This is a genomic window from Acidovorax sp. JG5, from assembly GCF_017939685.1.
In the GTDB taxonomy this organism is placed as follows: Bacteria; Pseudomonadota; Gammaproteobacteria; order Burkholderiales; family Burkholderiaceae_C; genus Acidovorax.
Genome location: NZ_JAGKSE010000004.1, coordinates 215,525 through 230,062, shown reverse-complemented (window position 1 = coordinate 230,062; position 14,538 = coordinate 215,525). Strand labels below are relative to the sequence as shown.

Genomic DNA, 14,538 nt, shown 5'->3' with positions numbered 1-14,538 from the left:
ATTTATCTTTCGGTCCGCACAGCGGGCCGGACAAGTCGCCCATGATCACACTGGCTGTTGACTGCATGGGGGGCGACCACGGCCCCCGCGTCACGCTCGCGGCGTGCCGTCAGTTCCTCGACAATCATCCCGATGCCCATCTGCTGCTGGTCGGCCTGAAGGACAGTTTGCAATCCTTTTCGCACCAGCGCGCCACCGTGGTGCCGGCCACCGAAGTGGTCGCCATGGACGACCCGGTGGAGATTGCCCTGCGCCGCAAGAAGGACTCGTCCATGCGCGTTGCCATCCAGCAGGTCAAGGATGGCACGGCTGCCGCAGCCGTTTCCGCCGGCAACACGGGCGCCTTGATGGCCATTGCCCGCTATATCCTCAAGACGCTCGATGGCATTGACCGCCCGGCCATTGCCACCCAGATGCCCAACGCCCAGGGAGGCGCCACCACCGTGCTTGATCTGGGTGCCAATGTGGACTGCTCGGCCGAGCATTTGCTGCAGTTTGCCGTCATGGGCTCGGCGCTCGTGTCGGTGCTCAAGGGTGTTGAAGAGCCCACCGTAGGCTTGCTCAATATTGGTGAAGAAATCATCAAAGGCAGTGAAGTCATTAAAAAAGCGGGCGAACTCCTGCGATCTGCTGCGAATTCTGGTGATCTGAATTTTTATGGCAATGTCGAAGGCAATGACATCTTCAAAGGCACTGTGGACATCGTGGTGTGTGACGGTTTTGTGGGCAATGTCGCATTGAAGGCCAGCGAAGGCGTGGCATCCATGGTGGTCGGCGGGCTCAAGCGCGAGTTTTCACGCAGCATCTTCACCAAGGCTGCAGCCATCTTTGCCTATCCGGTTCTCAAAGCGCTCATGAATCGCATGGACTACCGGCGTTACAACGGCGCGGCGCTGTTGGGTCTGCGGGGGCTGGTGTTCAAGAGCCACGGTTCGGCTGACATCATGGCCTTCGAGCAGGCATTGAACCGGGCGTATGATGCAGCCCGCAACAACCTGCTCGATCGTGTCCGGACCCGGATTGCGCACGCGGCGCCCCTGCTGGTGCCTGCCGCTGCCCAGCCTGTGCCCGGTGCTTCAGCGACAACCCATTGATGAGAAGCTATTCCCGCATTACCGGCACCGGCAGCTATCTGCCACCCCGCCGGGTAACCAACGCCGATCTGGTGGCCGAACTGGCACAGAGCGGTATCGAAACCTCCGATGAATGGATCGTGGAGCGCACCGGAATCCGGGCGCGCCACTTTGCGGCGCCGGATGTGACTTGCAGCGACCTGGGCCTGGAGGCGGCCAAGAGAGCGCTGGAGGCCGCAGGCTGCCAGCCGCAGGACATCGACCTGATCATCGTCGCCACCTCCACGCCCGACATGGTGTTTCCCTCGGCGGCCTGCATCTTGCAGAACAAGCTGGGTGCCAATGGGTGCCCCGCGTTTGATGTGCAGGCCGTGTGCAGCGGCTTCGTCTATGCCCTCACGGTGGCCGATGCCATGATCCAGACCGGCGCCGCCAAGCGCGCGCTGGTGGTCGGGGCCGAGGTCTTCAGCCGCATTCTGGATTTCAAGGACCGCACCACCTGTGTGCTGTTTGGCGATGGCGCGGGCGCGGTGGTGCTGGAGGCATCGGACACGCCTGGCATCTTGGCCAGCGACCTGCATGCCGATGGCCGGTATGTCGATATTCTGTGTGTGCCGGGCAGTGTATCGGGCGGCGCGGTGCTGGGTGATCCCGTGCTCAAGATGGATGGTCAGGCCGTGTTCAAGCTGGCGGTGGGCGTGCTCGACAAAGCCGCCCGCGCCACGCTGGCCAAGGCCAACCTGACCGAGGCCGACATCGACTGGCTGGTCCCGCACCAGGCCAACATCCGCATCATGCAGAGCACCGCCAAAAAACTGAAGCTGTCCATGGACAAGGTGGTGGTCACGGTGGACCAGCATGGCAATACGTCGGCCGCGTCGATTCCGCTGGCGCTGGACCACGCGGTGCGCTCGGGCCAGGTCAAGAAGGGTGAAACCCTGCTGCTCGAAGGAGTCGGGGGTGGTTTCACCTGGGGTGCTGTGCTCCTGAAGTTATAGCTGCTAGCGCTTTCTGAATAAGCGCTACAGGTATATTTCTTATAAATTTTTGGTTTTATGAAATCCTTTGCATTTGTCTTTCCGGGGCAGGGCTCGCAATCGGTGGGCATGCTCGACGCCTGGGGCGATCACCCCGTCGTGGTCCAGACGCTTCAGGAAGCCTCTGACGCCCTGGGGGAGAACCTTGCCCGGTTGATCCAGGAAGGCCCCAAGGAGGCGCTGGCCCTGACGACCAACACCCAGCCGGTCATGCTGGTGGCCGGCGTTGCCGCATGGCGCGTCTGGCGCGCCGAAGGTGGCGCCCTGCCGCTGGCCGTGGCCGGGCATTCGCTGGGCGAGTATTCGGCGCTGGTGGCGGCGGGCGTGCTGACGCTGGCCCAGGCGGCACCGCTGGTGCGTCTGCGCGCCGCCGCCATGCAGGAGGCCGTGCCGGTGGGTACCGGGGCCATGGCGGCCATTCTGGGCATGGAGGCCTCGCGGGTTATTGCGGGCTGCGCCGAGGCGGCGGCTTCCTTTGGCGCGGGTTCGACCGAAGTGGTCGAGGCCGTGAATTTCAACGATCCAATACAGACCGTGATCGCCGGCACCAAGGCGGGCGTGGACAAGGCCTGCGAGTTACTGAAGGCGGCGGGTGCCAAGCGTGCGCTGCCGCTGCCCGTGTCGGCGCCGTTCCACTCGAGCCTGATGAAGCCTGCCGCAGAAAAACTGCGCGTGGCGCTGGCCGATGTGGCACTGGCTGCGCCGCAGATTCCAGTGCTCAACAACGTGGACGTGGCCGTGCAGCAGGACGCCGACGCCATTCGGGACGCGTTGTACCGCCAGGCCTTTGGCCCGGTGCGCTGGGTCGAGTGCGTGCAGGCGCTCAAGGCGCGCGGCATCACCCATCTCATTGAATGCGGCCCCGGTAAAGTGCTGGCGGGCCTGACCCGGCGCATCGACCCCGAACTGGTCGGCGCCGCACTGTTTGACCCGGCCACACTGGCCGAAACCCGGGAGTTGTTGGCATGACGCAATCTGCATCTGAAGCGCAAGTGGCGCTGGTCACCGGCGCATCGCGCGGCATTGGCGCGGCGATTGCCCTGGAGCTGGCCGTGCGCGGCTACCAGGTGGTGGGCACCGCCACCACGGACGAGGGCGCAGAACGCATCAGCCAGGCGCTGTCGGCCTATCCGGGCTGCCGGGGCGCCAACCTGAACGTCAACGATGGCGCGGCCATCGAGGCGCTGATGGACTCCATCGTCAAGCAGCAAGGCGGTTTGCATGTGCTGGTGAACAATGCCGGCATCACGCGCGACACGCTGGCCATGCGCATGAAGGACGAGGACTGGGATTCCGTGCTGGACACCAATCTCAAGGCCGTTTTCCGCGTGAGCCGTGCGGCGATTCGTCCGATGATGAAGCAACGCTTTGGGCGCATCATCAGCATCACGAGCGTGGTGGGCGCATCGGGCAACGCAGGGCAGGCTAACTATGCGGCCGCCAAGGCCGGTGTGGCCGGCATGACGCGTGCACTGGCCCGCGAGCTGGGCAGCCGCAGCATCACGGTCAATTGCGTGGCACCCGGATTCATTGAAACCGACATGACGGCCAACCTGCCCGAAGAGCAGCAAAAAGCCCTGCAAGCGCAGATCGCCCTGGGCCATCTGGGCAAGCCAGCCGACATCGCCCATGCGGTGGCCTACCTGGCATCGCGCGAGGCGGGCTATGTGACGGGGCAGGAATTGCACGTCAATGGCGGCATGTACATGTAATTGTTGAGAGTTAACGTCGGTTCATCCGTGCGACGGGTCGGCTTGGGGGCTTTCCTCAAGCGGCTAGAATCGCGGATTCATTCACAACCCCCAGAGGGAAACCATGAGCGATATCGAAGCACGCGTCAAAAAAATCATTGCTGAGCAACTCGGCGTTGAAGAGTCCCAGGTCACCAACGAAAAAGCCTTTGTGGCCGACCTCGGCGCTGATTCGCTGGATACCGTCGAACTCGTGATGGCACTCGAAGACGAATTCGGCATCGAAATTCCTGACGAAGACGCCGAAAAGATCACGACGGTGCAAAACGCCATCGACTACGCCAACACCCACCAGAAAGCCTGAGCGGGCGTCCTACGCCTGACTTGAGCGATCAGCAGAAGGTTTTTACGCATGAGCCGTCGTCGCGTTGTCGTGACCGGCCTGGGGTGTGTCAGTCCCGTGGGTAACACGGTGGCGGATTCCTGGGCCAATGTCCTGGCCGGTAAGTCCGGCATTGATCTCATCACCAAGTTCGACACGTCGAACTTTTCCTGCAAGATTGCAGGCGAGGTCAAGGGATTTGATCTGGAGTCGTACATCAGCGCCAAGGATGCGCGCGCGATGGACACTTTCATCCATTTCGGCATCGCTGCGGCGGCCCAGGCTGTGCAGGACGCAGGCTTGCCCACGGGGGACGCACTGCACGATGACCTGGCAACGCGCATTGCCTGTGTGATCGGTTCCGGAATTGGCGGCTTGCCGCTGATCGAGAACACACACGCCGAGTTGACCGCCCGAGGTCCTCGGCGTATCACTCCTTTTTTCGTGCCCGCTTCCATCATCAACATGGTGGCAGGGCATGTTTCCATGCGATTCGGCTTCAAGGGGCCCAACCTTTCGGTGGTGACCGCCTGCACCACGGGCTTGCACTGCATTGGCCAGGCTGGTCGCATGATTGAATACGGCGATGCCGACGTGGCCGTGGCCGGCGGCACCGAGTCCACTGTGTCGCCCCTGGGCGTGGGTGGCTTTGCCGCCATGCGTGCACTGTCCACACGCAACGACGACCCCCAAACGGCTTCCCGCCCCTGGGACAAAGACCGTGATGGCTTTGTGCTGGGCGAGGGCGCTGGCGTCATGGTGCTCGAAGAGTACGAACACGCCAAGGCGCGCGGTGCCAAGATTTACGCCGAACTGACCGGCTTTGGCATGAGTGCCGATGCTGGCCACATGACCGCTCCCAACATGGACGGCCCCCGCCGCGCCATGCTGAGCGCCATGCACAACGCGGGCATCAACGCCGACCAGGTGGACTATCTCAATGCCCACGGCACATCCACTCCGCTGGGCGACCTGAACGAGACCAACGCCATCAAGGCGGCATTGGGCGCGCATGCCTACAAGACCGTGGTGAGCTCCACCAAGTCTATGACGGGTCACCTGCTCGGTGGCGCTGGCGGTATTGAAAGCGTGTTCACGGTGCTGGCTCTGCACCACCAGAAGGTGCCGCCCACCATTAATATCTTCAACCAGGACCCCGAGTGTGACCTGGACTACTGCGCCAACACGGCGCGTGATATGCCCATCAACGTGGCCGTCAAAAACAACTTCGGCTTTGGTGGCACCAACGGCACGCTGGTCTTCAAGCGGATCTGATGCGCTTGCTGTCACCAGGCCCTGTTGGTGACAGCCTGGGAGACGGCGTTCTACCATGCAGCGGCCTGTTCAGCGGGTTTGGCCGTCCGTGTGCGGCTGTCTGTTCTCGCTTGGTGGAGTAGCGAATGGCGCTGACCACGCGACGCGTTTCTCGCCATTTCTCCGCACCGCCTGTGCGTTATCCCGTGGGGCCGGGTTCGGTGCTGCGTTGGGGCTTGCTAATCCTGCTCGGTACTGGCGGCGCTGTGTTGGTTTTCTGGCTCTTGCAGGGGGCCGGCGATTCGGCGATGCGACTGTTCGTTGCCATGCTGGTCTGGTCCGTTGCCGCGTCTGCGGTATGGCATTTCTGGCGGAAGCGGATCCGTGGGCTGCTGCAGTGGGACGGAGTGCACTGGCGTCTGGAAATCGACCAGCTTGGCCGGTCGGTGCATTCCTTCGAAGGAACCCTGTGGGTGCGGCTGGACCTTCAAAATCACCTCTGGGTTTGTCTGGATGGGCAAGACGGGCGCCACGCCTGGTTGTGGCTGGAGCGCCAAGGCGCGCCAGAACGCTGGGGCGATCTGCGGCGTGCGGTATATTCGCGCCCCAGGCCGGGGGGCTCCCGCGCAGACGAACCCGCAGCGGTGCACCGCCCGCAGGCGTGAATTCAAAGTGACAATGACCGCAACTCCCCCCGTAGCTCCCTTAGACAGCGACCTCCAACTGGTGGAGCGCACGGTGGCGGGTGACCAGCGCGCCTACGAATTGCTGGTCATCAAATACCAGAGGCGCATAGAGCGCCTGATTGGCCGCATGGTGCGAGACACGGACCTCGTGCCCGACATTGCGCAGGAAACCTTTATTCGCGCCTACCGGGCGCTGCACCAGTTTCGGGGCGAAGCGCAGTTTTATACCTGGCTGTACCGGATTGCCGTGAACACGGCCAAAAAGGCGCTGATGGACATGAAGCGCAATCCCGTCATTTCAGAAAACGCCTTGCGCGGCAGTGATGAGGAAGATGAAACTTCCCGCCTTGGACACGAACTAACTTCCGAAGAAACGCCCGAAACCGTTCTTGCAGCCCGTGAAATTGCCGAGGCCGTGAACGCGGCCATGGAGGCATTGCCGGACGATTTGCGGCAGGCGGTCACCTTGCGTGAGATCGAGGGATTGACTTACGAAGAGATTGCCACTGCGATGGAGTGCCCCATCGGCACGGTGCGGTCACGGATTTTTCGGGCGCGCGAGGCGATATCCGCGCGCGTGCGCCCGCTGCTGGAAAACCAGTCGGGCAAGCGGTGGTGAGTCAGATTTTTTGGAGGCCGCTCTTGGTTGCGGCCGCAGTGGCTGGATGAGATGGGCGGGTGACGCTATGAACACAGATTTGATGCAACGCGAACAGTTGTCGGCCTTGGCCGACGGGCAATTGCAAGGCGATGAATGGGCGCAGGCCCTGCAGTTCGCTGCACAGGAAGACGGGCAAACCACCTGGCAGCTTTACCATTTGGTGGGTGATGTTCTGCGCTCGCCCGAGTTGGCCCAACACCAGCATGGCACGCGTTCCATGGTGATGCGTGTGCGGGAGCAATTGGCGCAAGAACCCCTGCACGGACGGCTGCCGGAAGGCGCACCCGTGGCGGCGCAGATCGAACGCCCAGAAGCAGCGGTTGCCGCCAATGCCGCGGTGTACCGTTGGAAGCTGGCGGCGGGATTCGCATCATTGGCCGCTGTGGCGGCCATTGGCTGGAGTTCTTTCGCGGGACTGCAAGGCGCGGGATCTCCCGGTGCTCCACTGGCCGTAGCGCCTGCGCCGGCCCAGCCGCCCGCCGCACCCGTGGTTGCCGCTGCGGGCAACGAGGGGCAGCAGGTCATGATTCGCGATCCGCGCCTGGACGAGCTTCTTGCCGCGCACAAGCAATTTGGAAGCACCTCTGCATTGCAGATGCCAGCAGGGTTTCTGCGCAATGCCACGTTCGAGAGGTCTGACCGCTGATGTCCTGACGGGCGATTCTGTCGGGAATGATGCATGGCGGCCGGTGCGCGCGATGCGCTGTGGTGGCCTGTTTCACGCTGTGGGCTGCGGTGCTGTGACTTGATCGCAGCACCACGTCGTGGCTGCACGGGTGATTGGCATGGGCCCCAAGTCAACGTGGGAAAAAAGAGCGCGCGTGGATCAGGGAACCAAGCCCCTGCGGTTTCCTTCACAGTCATACAACATCACATTTGTTTGTAACCAACACCACCATTCAAGAAGGGTCGATGATGCTCAGGATCGATTGGAAAAAACTGCAGTCCTATGCGCTGGCCAGCGCGCTGATGGGGGCGGCAAGTCTGTTGGCCGTGCCGCACGGCGCGGCCCTGGCGCAACCCGCTGTAGCGCGGGGCTTGCCCGACTTCACCGAACTGGTGGAGCAGGTGGGGCCGTCGGTGGTGAACATCCGCACCTCCGAAAAGGTGTCGGCCCGCACCAATACGAATGGCATGGACGAAGAAATGCTCGAGTTCTTCAAGCGTTTTGGCGTGCCCATTCCCAATATGCCCCGGCAACAAAGGCCCCAGCGGCCGCAGCCCGATGAAGAACAGCCGCGCGGCGTGGGCTCGGGATTCATCCTGACCGCCGACGGTTATGTGATGACCAATGCCCATGTTGTCGAGGGCGCTGACGAGGTCATCGTCACGTTGACGGACAAGCGCGAGTTCAAGGCCAAGATCGTGGGGGCCGACAAACGCACCGATGTGGCAGTGGTCAAGATCGACGCCACCGGGCTTCCCGCCGTGAAGGTGGGTGATGTCAGCCGCCTGAAGGTGGGCGAATGGGTGATGGCCATCGGTTCGCCGTTTGGCCTGGAGAGCACGGTGACGGCAGGGATCGTGAGCGCCAAGCAGCGCGACACGGGCGACTATCTGCCGTTCATCCAGACCGACGTGGCCATCAACCCCGGCAACTCGGGCGGGCCGTTGATCAACATGCGCGGTGAGGTGGTGGGCATCAACAGCCAGATCTATTCGCGGTCTGGCGGATTCATGGGCATCTCGTTTGCGATTCCCATGGACGAGGCCGTGCGGGTGAGCGAGCAGCTGCGCGCCACCGGCCGTGTGACCCGTGGGCGCATTGGCGTGCAGATTGGCCAGGTCACCAAGGAAGTTGCCGAATCCATTGGGCTGGGCAAGGCATCGGGCGCACTGGTGACCGGGGTGGAAGCGGGATCGCCGGCCGACAAGGCGGGCATCGAGGCGGGCGACATCATCACCCGTTTTGATGGCAAGGTGATCGACAAGCTGGCGGATCTTCCGCGCATGGTGGGCAGCACCAAGCCCGGCACCAAAAGCACGGTCACGGTGTTCCGTCGTGGCAGCGCCAAGGACCTGGGCATCACCATCGCGGAAATCGAGGGTGACAAGCCGGCGAGCAAGCCCGCAGAACGGGAAGAAAAGCCCAAGGCTTCCGCTGCTGCACAGTTGCTCGGGTTGTCGGTGAGTGCGTTGACCGATGCGCAAAAGAAAGCGTTGAAAATTCGCGGCGGCGTGGTGGTGAATGCGGCCACCGACGCCGCTGCCCGTGCCGGTCTGCGCGAAGGCGACATCCTCCTTTCCATCGCCAACACAGAAATCAGCGGGGTCCGGGATTTCGAAGCGGTGCTGGCCAAGGTGGACAAGAGCAAGCCCATCAATGTGTTGTTCCGGCGGGGCGAATGGGCCCAATACGCCTTGATCCGCCCTTCGAAGTGACCCCGCGTTGAGGCTTACGCCCCAGGTACATGGCGAAATCCCGGGTGTTTTCCCGGGGTTTCTTGTGCCTGGATGGCCACAGGCAGCGAGCAGATTTAAATTTCTTCGGGGAATTGGAAGTTGGCGTTCGCTCACTTGGTGAGTTGCTCATTCAGCATTCTGGATAGAATACGAGCCTTTGTTCAACACATATCGACATAACAGTCGACGTTGCGGCCGCATTGTGGAATGGGGCGTAGCCCATGCACAGCGGATCCACAGCGAGCGCACAAGTTGTTCATATGGTTGGGTGCCGATTGTGAATAAGCTGTGTGTAAAATGCTTGTTGCACTGCAGCAACGCGCTTCGCATGCGGGGTTGTGGCCCATTGGCGCAGGCTTTTTGCCTACAATGAACGCCCAACCTTCGCAGTTGCCAATGATTGTTGGTTCAGGGCGCGTCGCCATTCGACGCGCCCTTTTTTCTTGTCCGCGCCGTTTCAATTCAATTACTTGACGTTTTCCGTTGATGAAACACATTCGAAATTTTTCCATCATTGCGCACATCGACCATGGCAAATCGACGTTGGCCGATCGCTTGATCCAGCGGTGCGGCGGGCTTGCTGATCGCGATATGGAGGCGCAGGTGCTTGACTCGATGGACATCGAGAAAGAGCGTGGGATAACCATCAAGGCGCAGACCGCCGCGCTGCAATACAAGGCCCAGGATGGGCAGGTCTACAACCTCAACCTGATCGACACGCCCGGGCATGTGGACTTCTCGTATGAAGTGAGCCGTTCCCTGTCGGCCTGCGAAGGTGCGCTGCTGGTGGTCGATGCATCGCAAGGCGTGGAAGCGCAGACCGTGGCCAACTGCTACACCGCGCTCGACCTCGGGGTGGAAGTGGTTCCCGTGCTCAACAAGATGGATCTGCCCAACGCCGATCCCGACAACGCCAAGGCCGAAATCGAAGATGTGATCGGCATTGACGCGACCGATGCCATTCCCTGCTCTGCCAAGACTGGCATGGGCATTGACGAAATTCTTGAAGCCATCGTGGCCAAGGTGCCTGCGCCCAAGGGCAACCCGGATGGCCCGCTGCGCGCGATGATCATCGACAGCTGGTTCGACAGCTATGTGGGCGTGGTGATGCTGGTGCGCGTGGTCGATGGCCGCTTGCTCAAGGGCGAACGTTTCAAGATGATGGCCAGCGGCGCCGTGTACAACGCCGACAACCTGGGCGTGTTCACGCCCGCCAACGAGCCGCGCAACTCGCTCGATGCCGGCCAGGTGGGCTACATCATCGCCGGCATCAAGGAACTGCAGGCCGCCAAGGTCGGCGACACCATCACGCTTGAAAAGAAGCTGCCCAACAACGCGGGCCCCGCAACGCAAGCGCTGCCGGGCTTCAAGGAAATCCAGCCCCAGGTGTTTGCCGGGCTGTACCCCACCGAGGCCAGCGAATACGACTCGCTGCGCGATGCGCTCGAAAAGCTCAAGCTCAACGATGCATCGCTGCATTACGAGCCCGAGGTCAGCCAGGCGCTGGGTTTTGGTTTCCGCTGCGGCTTTCTGGGCCTGCTGCACATGGAAATCGTGCAGGAGCGGCTGGAGCGCGAGTTCGACCAGGACCTCATCACCACCGCGCCCAGCGTGGTCTACCAGGTGGTCCGGGCCGATGGCGAAGTCATCATGGTCGAGAACCCCTCCAAGATGCCCGACCAGGGGCGGCTGGAAGAAATCCGCGAGCCCATCGTCACGGTGCACCTGTACATGCCCCAGGACTACGTGGGCCCGGTGATGACGCTGGCCAACCAAAAGCGCGGTGTGCAGATGAACATGGCCTACCACGGCCGCCAGGTCATGCTGACCTATGAAATGCCGCTCGGAGAGATCGTGCTCGACTTCTTCGACAAGCTCAAATCCGTGTCGCGCGGTTATGCCTCCATGGACTATGAGTTCAAGGAATACCGCGCCTCCGACGTGGTGAAGGTCGACATCCTGCTCAATGGCGAGAAGGTGGACGCGCTGTCCATCATCGTGCACCGCTCGCAGTCGCAGTACCGCGGCCGCGCCGTGGTGGCCAAGATGCGCGAGATCATCAGCCGCCAGATGTACGACGTGGCCATTCAGGCAGCCATTGGCGCCAACATCATCGCGCGCGAAACCATCAAGGCGCTGCGCAAGAACGTGCTGGCAAAATGTTACGGCGGCGACGTCAGCCGCAAGCGCAAGCTCCTCGAAAAGCAGAAGGCAGGCAAGAAGCGCATGAAACAGATTGGCTCGGTCGAGGTGCCCCAGGAGGCATTCCTCGCCATTTTGCAGGTGGAAGATTGATGCAGTTCATGCAAATTCTGACTTCGCTGGTGCTCGCCGCCTTCGTGGGCTATGTGGGTGCCTGGTACACGGGGGCGATCGAGGGCAACTTCGCCTTGCTGTTGTTTCTGGCCACGGTGGTCACCGGGGTCTACTGGCTGGCCGAGCGCCTGGTTTTTCTGCCACGCAGGCGCCGCGCGGCCCAGGCCATCGAGGATGCGGCCGTGCAGCGCCGCGCCGAACTCGACCGCATGGGCATCCAGAAGGTGGATGTGGATGTGCAGGAGGCCAAGGGCCGCATCCTGATGCAGCCCTGGTGGCTGGACTGGACTGCCGGGTTGTTTCCGGTGATCGCCGCGGTGTTCTTCCTGCGCTCGTTCCTTTTCGAGCCCTTCAAGATCCCGTCCGGCTCCATGATTCCGACGCTGCTCGTGGGCGACCTGATTCTGGTGAACAAGTTCACCTATGGCGTGCGGCTGCCGGTCATCAACACCAAAATCATCGAGGGCAACTCGCCTGCGCGTGGCGATGTGATGGTCTTTCGCTATCCGCCGCAGCCCAGCCTGGATTACATCAAGCGCGTGGTGGGCGTGCCCGGCGATGAGGTGGCCTATCTCAATAAGCGCCTCACCGTGAACGGCAAGCCGGTCGAAACCACGGCGGTGCCCGATTTCTTTGATGAAGACGCCATGCGCTATTTCAAGCAGTACGAGGAGCAGCTGGGTGGCCAGCCGCACCGGCTGCTGAACAACCCCGAAGTGCCGGCGTTTGTGCAAGGTGCCAGCAGCTTCGCTTACCGCGACAACTGCCGCTACAGCGTGGAAGGCGTCGTCTGCAAGGTGCCACAGGGGCACTATTTCATGATGGGTGACAACCGCGATAATTCGCTGGATTCACGTTACTGGGGGTTTGTGCCAGAGGCCAACATCGTGGGCAAGGCGTTCTTTGTCTGGATGAATTTTGGCAACCTCAAGCGGATTGGTTCGTTTCATTGAAGACAGCAGACTCAATAACGAGAGGGTAAAAACATGAGCATGCATCGCACAGCCAGCCGGTCACGCCAGCGAGGGGTGTCGTTTTTTGGCGTGATCTTCATTGGCTTGTTTGCCGTGGCGGCCTTTGCCATTGGCGGGCAGTCCATTCCGATCTTTCTGGAATATGTCGCGGCCAAAAAGGCCATCGAGAAGGCCAAGAGCGAGACCACTGTGCCCGCCATTCGTGCCGCCTTTGACCGCGCCGCCGCCATTGACGATATCCATTCGGTCAAAGGGGCGGACCTTGAAATCACCAAGCGTGACGACAAGGTGGTGGTGTCATTCAAATATGCGCGCGAGATTGCACTGGCAGGCCCTGCCTTCCTGGTGTATCGCTTTGACGCGCAGACCAACTAGGTGCAGCCGGCTCTGTCAGCGCTGCAGAACCGTCTGCAGCACACCTTCTCCAACGCCTCGCTGCTGCAACGTGCCGTCACGCACCGCAGTTTTTCGGCGGACCACAATGAACGCCTGGAGTTTCTGGGCGATTCGGTGCTCAACCTGGCCGTGGCCAGCCTGCTCTACCAGCGGCTGAGCGATCTGCCCGAGGGCGATCTCTCGCGCGTGCGCGCCAATCTCGTCAAGCAGGACACCCTGCACCAGCTGGCACTGCGCCTGCAGGTGTCGGAGGTGCTGCGCCTGGGCGAGGGCGAGTCCAAGTCCGGCGGCCAGTTGCGGCCGTCCATCCTGGCCGATGCCCTCGAAGCCCTGATTGGCGCCGTTTATCTGGACGCCGGTTACACCAGCGCCGAGGCGCTGGTGCACCGCCTGTTTGAGCGCGTGGAGATCAACCCCCAGATGCAGGCTGCCGCCAAGGACCCCAAGACCGCGTTGCAGGAGTGGCTCCAGGGCCGCAAAATGAAGCTGCCGCAATACAGCGTGGTGGCCACGGTAGGGGCGGCGCACCGCCAGACCTTTGACGTGGAGTGCGAAATCACCGAACTGGGCCTGGCCGAACGGGGCATCGGCGGTTCGCGCCGTGCCGGCGAACAGGCCGCCGCCGCCGCCATGCTGGCCACACTGAAAGCAAAGAACTTATGAATGATGCTACCAAAGATGTAGCTGGTGACGCAGGCGCTGAAAGCGCTCCGGTACAAAATGACCTAGAAGCCATGCTGGCTGCCGCCGGCGCTCCAGCGGCCGTGCCGGGCCAGCGCTGTGGCGTGATCGCCATCGTGGGCAAGCCCAACGTGGGCAAGTCCACCCTGCTCAATGCCCTGGTGGGCCAGAAGATCAGCATCACCTCGCGCAAGGCGCAGACCACGCGCCACCGCATCACCGGCATCCGCACGCGCGAGCAGACGCAGTTCGTCTTTGTCGATACGCCCGGATTCCAGACCCGCCACGCCACGGCGCTCAACAAGTCGCTCAACAAGACCGTGATGGGCGCGATTGGCGACGTGGACCTGATCCTGTTTGTGGTCGAAGCCGGCAACTTCACGCTGGCCGATGCCAAGGTCTTGAGCCTGTTCAAGCCCGGCATCCCCACGCTGCTGGTGGCCAACAAGCTCGACATGGTGCACCGCCGTGCCGAGCTGGCGCCCTGGCTCAAGAGCATGCAGGAGCGCCACCCGTTTACCGAGTTCGTGCCCATGTCGGCCAAGAACAAGGGCGACATCGAGCGCCTGTTTGGCATCTGCGCCAAATACCTGCCCGAGCAGGCCTGGTGGTACGCCGAAGATGAGCTGACCGACCGCAGCGAAAAGTTCCTGGCCTCCGAGACGGTGCGCGAAAAGCTGTTCCGTTTTACCGGTGATGAGCTGCCTTACACCTCCACGGTGGTCATCGACAAGTTTGAAGAAGAAGCCAGCAAGGCGCACAAACGCATGGTGAAGATCGCCGCCACCATCGTGGTCGAGCGCGACAACCACAAGATGATGGTCATTGGCGACAAGGGCGAGCGCCTGAAGCGCATCGGCACCGAAGCCCGCCAGGAGCTGGAAAAGCTCATGGACGCCAAGGTGTTCCTGGAGCTGTGGGTCAAGGTCCGCTCCGGCTGGGCCGACGACGAAGCCCGGGTGCGCTCCTTCGGCTACGAGTGAC

The 14,538-nt window shown here is 62.1% G+C and carries 15 protein-coding genes; all 15 read left to right on the top strand.

The features are described 5' to 3' along the window. Positions 1–41 precede the first annotated feature (41 nt). The 15 genes from plsX (at position 42) to era (ending at position 14,537) form a co-directional block, all read left to right on the top strand. Positions 42–1,094, top strand: coding sequence for a phosphate acyltransferase PlsX (plsX, locus tag J8G26_RS06930; RefSeq protein ID WP_210568379.1), 1,053 nt, complete (start codon positions 42–44; stop codon positions 1,092–1,094). Beyond that, on the top strand, positions 1,094–2,071 hold the full coding sequence (locus J8G26_RS06925) for a beta-ketoacyl-ACP synthase III (RefSeq protein ID WP_210568378.1): 978 nt from the start codon (positions 1,094–1,096) through the stop codon (positions 2,069–2,071). Before plsX ends, J8G26_RS06925 begins: the two co-directional genes overlap by 1 nt. A 57-nt stretch (positions 2,072–2,128) precedes the next feature. Beyond that, a complete protein-coding gene (gene fabD / locus J8G26_RS06920; RefSeq protein WP_087744323.1) occupies positions 2,129–3,079 on the top strand; it encodes an ACP S-malonyltransferase in 951 nt (316 codons plus the stop codon). Continuing rightward, positions 3,076–3,822: a 3-oxoacyl-ACP reductase FabG gene (fabG, locus tag J8G26_RS06915; protein ID WP_087744325.1), complete on the top strand. Its 747-nt coding sequence runs from the start codon at positions 3,076–3,078 to the stop codon at positions 3,820–3,822. Before fabD ends, fabG begins: the two co-directional genes overlap by 4 nt. A 103-nt stretch (positions 3,823–3,925) precedes the next feature. Further along, entirely contained in the window at positions 3,926–4,165 is a 240-nt protein-coding gene (gene acpP / locus J8G26_RS06910) for an acyl carrier protein (RefSeq protein ID WP_003058049.1), read from the top strand. 48 nt (positions 4,166–4,213) lie between these two features. After that, positions 4,214–5,458, top strand: a complete 1,245-nt coding sequence (fabF, locus tag J8G26_RS06905; protein ID WP_087744327.1) for a beta-ketoacyl-ACP synthase II — start codon at positions 4,214–4,216, stop codon at positions 5,456–5,458. Between the two features lie 125 nt (positions 5,459–5,583). After that, positions 5,584–6,102 (top strand): hypothetical protein, encoded by a 519-nt coding sequence (locus J8G26_RS06900; RefSeq protein WP_210568377.1) that lies wholly within the window; start codon positions 5,584–5,586, stop codon positions 6,100–6,102. 13 nt (positions 6,103–6,115) lie between these two features. Next, positions 6,116–6,742 carry an RNA polymerase sigma factor RpoE gene (gene rpoE, locus J8G26_RS06895; protein WP_210568376.1) on the top strand — a complete coding sequence of 209 codons (627 nt, stop codon included), beginning with the start codon at positions 6,116–6,118 and terminating at the stop codon, positions 6,740–6,742. 67 nt (positions 6,743–6,809) lie between these two features. After that, complete coding sequence (locus J8G26_RS06890; protein WP_087744333.1) at positions 6,810–7,430, top strand: RseA family anti-sigma factor; 621 nt, start codon at positions 6,810–6,812, stop codon at positions 7,428–7,430. Positions 7,431–7,699: 269 nt separating this feature from the next. Then, positions 7,700–9,166: a DegQ family serine endoprotease gene (locus J8G26_RS06885; RefSeq protein ID WP_087748189.1), complete on the top strand. Its 1,467-nt coding sequence runs from the start codon at positions 7,700–7,702 to the stop codon at positions 9,164–9,166. A gap of 507 nt (positions 9,167–9,673) precedes the next feature. Next, the gene (gene lepA / locus J8G26_RS06880) at positions 9,674–11,482 is read left to right on the top strand and encodes a translation elongation factor 4 (RefSeq protein WP_087744335.1); all 1,809 of its coding nucleotides are present in this window, start codon (positions 9,674–9,676) and stop codon (positions 11,480–11,482) included. Continuing rightward, entirely contained in the window at positions 11,482–12,456 is a 975-nt protein-coding gene (gene lepB, locus J8G26_RS06875) for a signal peptidase I (RefSeq protein ID WP_210568375.1), read from the top strand. The genes lepA and lepB overlap by 1 nt, the downstream gene beginning before the upstream one ends. Before the next feature lie 33 nt (positions 12,457–12,489). Continuing rightward, on the top strand, positions 12,490–12,852 hold the full coding sequence (locus J8G26_RS06870; protein WP_087744338.1) for a DUF4845 domain-containing protein: 363 nt from the start codon (positions 12,490–12,492) through the stop codon (positions 12,850–12,852). After that, positions 12,853–13,536, top strand: a complete 684-nt coding sequence (gene rnc / locus J8G26_RS06865; RefSeq protein ID WP_087744340.1) for a ribonuclease III — start codon at positions 12,853–12,855, stop codon at positions 13,534–13,536. It begins immediately after the preceding gene. Beyond that, on the top strand, positions 13,533–14,537 hold the full coding sequence (gene era / locus J8G26_RS06860; RefSeq protein WP_087744342.1) for a GTPase Era: 1,005 nt from the start codon (positions 13,533–13,535) through the stop codon (positions 14,535–14,537). Before rnc ends, era begins: the two co-directional genes overlap by 4 nt. Position 14,538: the final 1 nt, after the last annotated feature.